A 6,705-nucleotide genomic window follows, 5' to 3' on the forward strand; every position below is an offset into this window, starting at 1 on the left:
CGGGGGAGGCGGCTTCGGCGGTGGTGGTGGATTCGGCGGTGGTGGTGGATTCGGCGGTGGTGGTGGATTCGGCGGCGGAGGCGGCTGGGGCGGCGGCGGTGGCCGTTCCGGTGGCGGTGGCGCTTCGGGAGGCTGGTGATGATCCAACGTCTGTTCCGCCATGTATGTTCGCCGTCGGTACGTCGCGCGTTCCCGCCAGCCACGCTGCAGGCGATCACCGAGGCCATCGCGGCCGGTGAGCAGCGCCACGGCGGTCAGGTGATGTTCGCGGTGGAGGCCGATCTGCCGCTGGCCGCGTTGTGGCACAAGGTCACCCCGAGGCAGGCCGCCGAGCATGCCTTCGCACGCCTGCGCACCTGGGACACCGCTCACAACAACGGGGTGCTGATCTACCTGCTGCTGGCCGACCATGCCATCGAGATCGTCGCCGACCGCGGCCTGCATGGCCGGGTCAGCCCGGCGCAGTGGCAGCGGGTCTGCACCCATCTGCGCGAGGGCCTGCGTGGTTCCAATCCGGTGGAAGCGCTGCAGGATGCCATCGACGAGGTCTCCAGCCTGATCGAAGGGCACTTTCCGGCCTCGACCCGGTCGAACGATGACGCGTTGCCGAACTCGCCCCAGCTCCTTGGTTGAGCCGGGGCGGCACTGGCCCGAGAATAGGCGTTCAACCGCAAGGCACCTTCCATGATCTATTTCCACGACATCGACCCCATCGCCCTCTCGCTGGGGCCGATCAAGGTGCACTGGTACGGCATCATGTACCTGCTCGGCTTCACTGCGGCCTGGCTGCTGGGCCGCACGCGCATCGCCGCCGGGCGCCTGCCGGGCGTCGATGCCAACGGCTTCTCCGACCTGTTGTTCTACGCCATGCTCGGCGTGGTGCTGGGCGGCCGCATCGGCTACATGCTGTTCTACGCGCTGGGCGATTTCCTGCACAACCCGCTGCTGCTGTTCAAGGTGTGGGACGGCGGCATGAGTTTCCATGGCGGCCTGCTGGGCGTGCTGGGTGCCTGCTGGTGGTGGTCGCGCAAGCACGCGCTGCACTTCTTCGACACCATGGATTTCATGGCGCCGCTGGTACCGCTGGGCCTGGGCTTTGGTCGCATCGGCAACTTCATCGGCGCCGAGCTGTGGGGCAAGTACACCGACGGCACGTGGGGCGTGGTGTTCCCGTCGGGCCTGCCGGCGCCGCTGAACCAGTTGGACCATGCGACCCTGCAGGCGCAGTTCGCCACCGGCGCGCTGAACCAGTTCGCCCGCCATCCCTCGCAGCTGTATGAAGCGTTCCTGGAAGGCCTGGTGATGTTCGTGGTGCTGTGGACGGTGTCGGCCAAGCCGCGCCACCGTTACCTGGTCGGCGGCCTGTTCGCGCTGATGTACGGCCTGTTCCGCTTCGCCGTCGAATTCGTACGCATGCCCGACAACGGCGTCTATGTGGCCTTCGACTGGCTGACCCGTGGCCAGATCCTCAGCCTGCCGCTCATCGCCTTCGGCCTGGTGCTGCTGGCGATGTCGCGCCGCGCGCCGGTGCTGCAGCCGCAACCGGTGATGGCTGCGGAGGGCAAGGCATGAAGGCCTACCTGGATCTGCTCGCGCATGTGCTGGAACATGGCGCGGAGAAGAGCGACCGCACCGGCACCGGCACCCGCAGCGTGTTCGGCTGGCAGATGCGCTTCGACCTCAATGAAGGTTTCCCGCTGGTCACCACCAAGAAGCTGCACCTGCGCTCGATCATCCACGAGCTGCTGTGGTTCCTGAAGGGCGATACCAACATCGGCTACCTGAAGGACAACCAGGTACGCATCTGGGACGAGTGGGCCGACGAGAACGGCGATCTCGGCCCGGTCTACGGCAAGCAGTGGCGCAGCTGGGCCACCGCCGATGGCCGCGAGATCGACCAGATGCAGTGGCTGGTGGACGAGATCAAGCGCAACCCCGATTCGCGCCGGTTGGTGGTCAGCGCCTGGAACGTGGGCGAGCTTTCGCAGATGGCGCTGATGCCGTGCCACAACCTGTTCCAGTTCTACGTGGTGGACGGCAAGCTCAGCTGCCAGCTGTACCAGCGCAGCGGCGACATCTTCCTCGGCGTGCCGTTCAACATCGCCAGCTATGCGCTGCTGACCCACATGGTGGCGCAGGCCACGGGCCTGGGCGTGGGCGACTTCGTGCATACGCTGGGCGACGCGCACCTGTATTCGAACCACTTCGAGCAGGCGCGCGAGCAGCTTTCGCGTGAACCGCGCGCGCTGCCGAAGCTGTGGTTGAACCCGGAGGTGAGCGACCTGTTCGGCTTCCGGTTCGACGACATCCGCATCGACGGCTATGACCCGCACCCGGCGATCAAGGCGCCGGTGGCGGTGTGAGTGCCATGAAGCTCTCGATGATCGTGGCGCTGGACCGCAACCGTGGCATCGGCCAGGGCAATGCCATGCCCTGGCACCTGCCGGATGATTTCAAGCACTTCAAGGCGCTCACCCTGGGCAAGCCGATCCTGATGGGGCGCAGGACGGCCGAGTCGATCGGCCGCGTACTGCCGGGGCGCACCAACCTGGTGCTGACCCGCAGCGGCCAGGTGCCGTTCGCGGGCATGCGCGCGGTGGCGTCGCTGGACGAGGCGAAGGCGATTGCCGAAGGCGAGGGCGCCAGCGAGCTGTGCATCATCGGCGGCGGCGAGATCTTCCACCAGCTGCTGGACCAGGCCAGCGACCTGTACCTGACCTGGGTCGATGCCGAAGTCCCCGCCGACACCCATTTCCCCGAGGTGGCCGTGCAGGACTGGCGGGAAGTGAGCAGCGAGCCGCATCCGGCCGATGACCGCCACGCCTATGCGTTCCGCTTCGTGCATTACGTGCGCCGCTGAGGATGGTTTTCTGTAGAGCCGAGCCATGCTCGGCTGCTGTTGCCTGATACCTCCCGTAGCCGGGCATGGCCCGGCTCTGCAGGTGCCTACGGCATCCGGTAATGCCCGATGATCGCGTGCTGGAACAGCAGGTTCTCTTCACGCGTGCCGCGCGCGATGTTGTGCAGCACCAGCGGTGTGCCATTGGCCAGCCTCCGGTCGGAGACGATGCCGACATGCAGCAGACCGTTGCCGTTGAGCTTCCAGGCCACGATGTCACCGGCCGCATAGTCGGTGGCGAGGGCGGTGATCGGTTGCTGCCAGCCCTGCCGTTCGAACCAGCGCATCAGGTTCGGCACACGTCGATGATCAATGTTGCGGTCCGGCCGTGACAGGCCCCAGATCGCGGGATACGCGCTGAAGTTGCCGCGCATGTCTTCATGCACGCGCGCCTGCAGGTCCAGGCCCTGGCTGCGCAGGGCGCGCACCACCACGTCGGTGCACACGCCGCGATCAAGCGGGACGTCGCCGCCGGGATAGGACAGGACCTGGTAGGCGGGATCGTAACGGGTGGTGACGCCGATCTGTGCGCGCGCTGCGGCCACCAGTGGCGGTGAAGGGGCCTGCGGCTGCGATGGCGTGGGGGCGGCGTTTCCGCCGCCGGTGGGAGCCGGGGGCGAAGCAGGCTGGCAGCCGCTGGCCAGGGCCAGCGTCAGCAGCAGCACCCTCCATGGTGCCCAGCCGCGTCGCGTCATGCCTGCGGCGCGGCGCCGTTGTTGTGGGGTCCACCGGAGCCTCCACCGCCACCACCTCGACGGCGACGACGGCGCGGACCACGGTTGCCCGGGTTGGCAGCAGCGGCGTTGCCGCCGCCCTGTTCCTTGCCCTGCACCGCAGCGGCGGGGCGCTCGTGCGCCGGTCGCGCCGGCGGGCGGGCGTGGGGTACGGGTGCCGGTACATCACGGCCCGGTACCTGCACCACGCGCAGCTCGTCGGTATCGAGCTGGATCGCGGTCAGCTTGCCGCCCCAGACTGCGCCGGTGTCGATGGCGTGCACGCCCTGGGTGATGGTCAGGCCCAGCGCCGACCAGTGGCCGCAGACGATCTTGAGGTCGCGCTCGACCCGTCCCGGTACTTCGAACCAGGGGTAGAGTCCCTGTTCCTGCGTGCCAGGGGTGCCCTTGTCCTCGATGCCGATGCGCCCGCGCGGGGTGCAGTAGCGCATGCGGGTGAGCACGTTGATGATCGCACGCGAACGGTCGTAGCCGGACAGGTTCGGCGCCCAGCTTGGCTTGTCGCCGTACATGTTGCGGAACAGCTTGCGGTAGCCGGCGCCGTGCAGCTGCACCTCGACTTCGGCGGCGTGCTTCTCTGCCATCTGCGTGGTCCACTTCGGCGCCAGGCCGGCGTGCACCATCATCCAGCCCAGCTCGCGATCCACATGCACCAGCTTCTGCAGGCGCAGCCAGTCCAGCAGTTCGTCGCGGTCCTCGGCCTGCACGATGCGCAGCAGGTCCGGGTTGACCTTGCGCTGCTCCTCTTCGGTGCGTGCACCGACGGCCAGCAGCGAAAGATCATGGTTGCCCAGCACCACCACGCTGTGCTCGCGCAGCGAATGCACCAGCCGCAGCGTTTCCAGCGACTGACCGCCACGGTTGACCAGGTCGCCGCAGAACCACAGGGTGTCCTGGGCCGGGTCGAAGCGGATCTTCTCCAGCAACCGCTGGGTAACGTCGTAGCAGCCCTGCAGGTCGCCGATCGCCCACACACTCATCGTTCGGCCTCCGTGTCAGTGCAGGGTACGCGGGACGGCCAGCACGAACGGTGCGACCGGCGCGGCAAATTCGGTGCCATCGTCGGCGACCATGTCGTAGTGCCCCTGCATGGTCCCGTGATCGGTCCCCAGCATGACACCGGACGTGTAACGGAAGTCTTCACCGGGGCGCAGCCGCGGCTGCTCGCCGATCACCCCGTCGCCATCGACATGCTCGACACGGCCATTGGCATCGGTGATGCGCCAGTGGCGTGCGACCAGGCGTGCGGCGACCCGCCCCTGGTTGTGGATGCGGATCGTGTAGGCGAACGCATAGCGCCCGTCTTCCGGCGCGGATTGATCGTCGAGGAAGCGCGGTGCGACTTCGACGGAGATGGCGTAAACGTCAGCGTCTTCCATACCGGCAGTGTAATCAGGAGGCATTGGCCAAAGCGATGAATTCGGCCACGTCCAGCTGTTCGGCGCGGGCATCGGGACGCACGCCGGCGGCAACGAACTGTTCGGCGGACACCACGTTGTTCAGGGCGTTGCGCAGGGTCTTGCGGCGCTGCCCGAAGGCGGCCTTGACCACCTCGGCGAAGCGCGTGTGGTCGTTGATGCTGATCGAGGCCGGGTCACGCGGCACCAGCCGCACCACGGCCGAATCGACCTTCGGCGGCGGCCGGAACGCGCCCGGCGGCACCACGAACAGCGAGGTCACCTGGCAGTAGGCCTGCAGCATCACGCTGAGGCGGCCATACACCTTGCTGCCGGGGCCGGCGGCCATGCGGTCGACCACCTCCTTCTGCAGCATGAAGTGCATGTCGCGGATCACTGCGGCATGCTCCAGCGCATGGAACAGGATCGGCGAGGAGATGTTGTAGGGCAGGTTGCCGACCAGGCGGATCGGCTGGCAATTGGCCAGTTCGGTGAAGTCCACGCGCAGCACGTCGCGATGGACGATGGTCAGCTCACCCAGCGGCTCGGCGGCGGCGGTCAGCGGCGCGATCAGGTCGCGGTCGAACTCGATCACCGTCAGCTTCGGGTGCACGCGCAGCAGCGGCAGGGTGATGGCGCCCTGGCCTGGACCAATTTCAACCAGGCGGTCACCATCTTTCGGATTGACCGCCATCACGATCTTGTCGATGTAGTGGCGATCGGCCAGGAAATGCTGGCCAAGCTGCTTCTTGGCCGGTGCGGTGAACACCGGGCCGGAGGGGGAATGCGGGGAATTCATGCGCTCAGTGTACGTTGCCGCGCCAGCTGCGCACACAGCGTCGTTGCCGCCTGCAGGCTGGAAGGATCGGCGATGCCGAGGCCGGCCAGGTCCAGCGCGGTGCCATGGTCGACCGCCACGCGCGGGTAGGGCAGGCCCAGGGTCAGGTTCACCGCCTGCTCGAAGCCGGAATACTTCAGCACCGGCAGGCCCTGGTCGTGGTACATCGCCAGCACGGTGTCGAAGCCGGCCAGCTTGGCCGGCAGGAAGGCGGTGTCGGCCGGCAGCGGGCCGACCAGGTCCATGCCCTCCGCGCGCAGGCGCTGCAGCAGGGGGATGACCAGGTCCAGTTCCTCGCGTCCCAGATGGCCGTCTTCGCCGGCATGCGGGTTCAGCCCGAGCACCGCGATGCGCGGCGCAGGCAGGCCGAACTCGCGGCGCAGCGCGGCATGCACCGTACGCAGGGTGTGTTCCAGGCTGGGCGCGGTGATCGCATCGGCCACCTCGCGCAGCGGCAGGTGGGTGGTGGCCAGGGCCACGCGGACAATGTGATTGGCCAGCATCATCACCACCTTCACTCCGGCCTGGTCGGCCAGCAGTTCAGTGGTGCCACTGTAGGCAATGCCGCCTTCGTTGATGACCGCCTTGTGCACCGGGCCGGTCACCACACCGTGCAGTTCACCGGACAGGCAGGCCTGGCCGGCGCCGAGCAGGGCACCGATGACCGCGCTGGCGTTGGCCGGATCGGCCTGGCCGAAGTGGCTGGGCGCCGCGTTGCGGACGGCGCGCAGGCGCAGATCGCCCGGGACGCGTGCTTCGGCGTCCTCGGGCAGCAGTTGCAGGGGCAGGTTCAGCGCGGTCGCGGCCGCGCGCAGGGTGTCCGGGTCGGCGAAGGGC

The 6,705-nt window shown here is 67.9% G+C and carries 9 protein-coding genes; 4 read left to right on the forward strand and 5 right to left on the reverse strand.

Translation table 11 applies throughout. From position 1 onward, the window contains the following. The first annotated feature begins 138 nt into the window (after nt 1–138). The 4 genes from ABGA94_RS04155 to ABGA94_RS04170 are packed head-to-tail and all read left to right on the forward strand — an operon-like array spanning nt 139 to nt 2,860. A complete protein-coding gene (locus tag ABGA94_RS04155) occupies nt 139–633 on the forward strand; it encodes a TPM domain-containing protein (RefSeq protein ID WP_005415340.1) in 495 nt (164 codons plus the stop codon). Nucleotides 634–684: 51 nt separating this feature from the next. Next, the gene (gene lgt / locus ABGA94_RS04160) at nt 685–1,572 is read left to right on the forward strand and encodes a prolipoprotein diacylglyceryl transferase (protein ID WP_005415341.1); all 888 of its coding nucleotides are present in this window, start codon (nt 685–687) and stop codon (nt 1,570–1,572) included. Continuing rightward, nucleotides 1,569–2,363 (forward strand): thymidylate synthase, encoded by a 795-nt coding sequence (locus tag ABGA94_RS04165; protein WP_005415342.1) that lies wholly within the window; start codon nt 1,569–1,571, stop codon nt 2,361–2,363. Before lgt ends, ABGA94_RS04165 begins: the two co-directional genes overlap by 4 nt. A gap of 5 nt (nt 2,364–2,368) precedes the next feature. Next, nucleotides 2,369–2,860 (forward strand): dihydrofolate reductase, encoded by a 492-nt coding sequence (locus tag ABGA94_RS04170; protein WP_375366477.1) that lies wholly within the window; start codon nt 2,369–2,371, stop codon nt 2,858–2,860. An 86-nt stretch (nt 2,861–2,946) separates the two neighbouring features. Here the strand turns inward: ABGA94_RS04170 and ABGA94_RS04175 are convergent, their stop codons facing one another. The 5 genes from ABGA94_RS04175 to pdxA form a co-directional block, all read right to left on the reverse strand. Then, nucleotides 2,947–3,594, reverse strand: coding sequence for a DUF1287 domain-containing protein (locus tag ABGA94_RS04175; RefSeq protein WP_032953945.1), 648 nt, complete (start codon nt 3,592–3,594; stop codon nt 2,947–2,949). Next, complete coding sequence (locus ABGA94_RS04180) at nt 3,591–4,613, reverse strand: symmetrical bis(5'-nucleosyl)-tetraphosphatase (RefSeq protein ID WP_005415345.1); 1,023 nt, start codon at nt 4,611–4,613, stop codon at nt 3,591–3,593. The genes ABGA94_RS04175 and ABGA94_RS04180 overlap by 4 nt, the downstream gene beginning before the upstream one ends. Nucleotides 4,614–4,628: 15 nt before the next feature. Continuing rightward, entirely contained in the window at nt 4,629–5,012 is a 384-nt protein-coding gene (apaG, locus tag ABGA94_RS04185) for a Co2+/Mg2+ efflux protein ApaG (RefSeq protein ID WP_005415346.1), read from the reverse strand. Nucleotides 5,013–5,025: 13 nt separating this feature from the next. Beyond that, complete coding sequence (gene rsmA / locus ABGA94_RS04190; protein WP_375366478.1) at nt 5,026–5,829, reverse strand: 16S rRNA (adenine(1518)-N(6)/adenine(1519)-N(6))-dimethyltransferase RsmA; 804 nt, start codon at nt 5,827–5,829, stop codon at nt 5,026–5,028. Further along, nucleotides 5,826–6,705 (reverse strand): 4-hydroxythreonine-4-phosphate dehydrogenase PdxA (gene pdxA / locus ABGA94_RS04195; RefSeq protein WP_375366479.1); only part of this gene is annotated, 880 nt, incomplete at its 5' end. The genes rsmA and pdxA, both read right to left, overlap by 4 nt.

This window comes from Stenotrophomonas sp. 3diitr2024, assembly GCF_042136455.1.
Classification (GTDB): Bacteria; Pseudomonadota; Gammaproteobacteria; order Xanthomonadales; family Xanthomonadaceae; genus Stenotrophomonas; species Stenotrophomonas sepilia.

Excerpts from the sequence above, each read along its gene's own strand:
- ABGA94_RS04155 (WP_005415340.1), top strand. The coding sequence starts at position 139 with ATGATCCAACGTCTGTTCCGCCATGTATGTTCGCCGTCGGTACGTCGC.
- lgt (WP_005415341.1), top strand. The coding sequence starts at position 685 with ATGATCTATTTCCACGACATCGACCCCATCGCCCTCTCGCTGGGGCCG.
- ABGA94_RS04165 (WP_005415342.1), top strand. The coding sequence starts at position 1,569 with ATGAAGGCCTACCTGGATCTGCTCGCGCATGTGCTGGAACATGGCGCG.
- ABGA94_RS04170 (WP_375366477.1), top strand. The coding sequence starts at position 2,369 with ATGAAGCTCTCGATGATCGTGGCGCTGGACCGCAACCGTGGCATCGGC.
- ABGA94_RS04175 (WP_032953945.1), bottom strand. The coding sequence starts at position 3,594 with ATGACGCGACGCGGCTGGGCACCATGGAGGGTGCTGCTGCTGACGCTG.
- ABGA94_RS04180 (WP_005415345.1), bottom strand. The coding sequence starts at position 4,613 with ATGAGTGTGTGGGCGATCGGCGACCTGCAGGGCTGCTACGACGTTACC.
- apaG (WP_005415346.1), bottom strand. The coding sequence starts at position 5,012 with ATGGAAGACGCTGACGTTTACGCCATCTCCGTCGAAGTCGCACCGCGC.
- rsmA (WP_375366478.1), bottom strand. The coding sequence starts at position 5,829 with ATGAATTCCCCGCATTCCCCCTCCGGCCCGGTGTTCACCGCACCGGCC.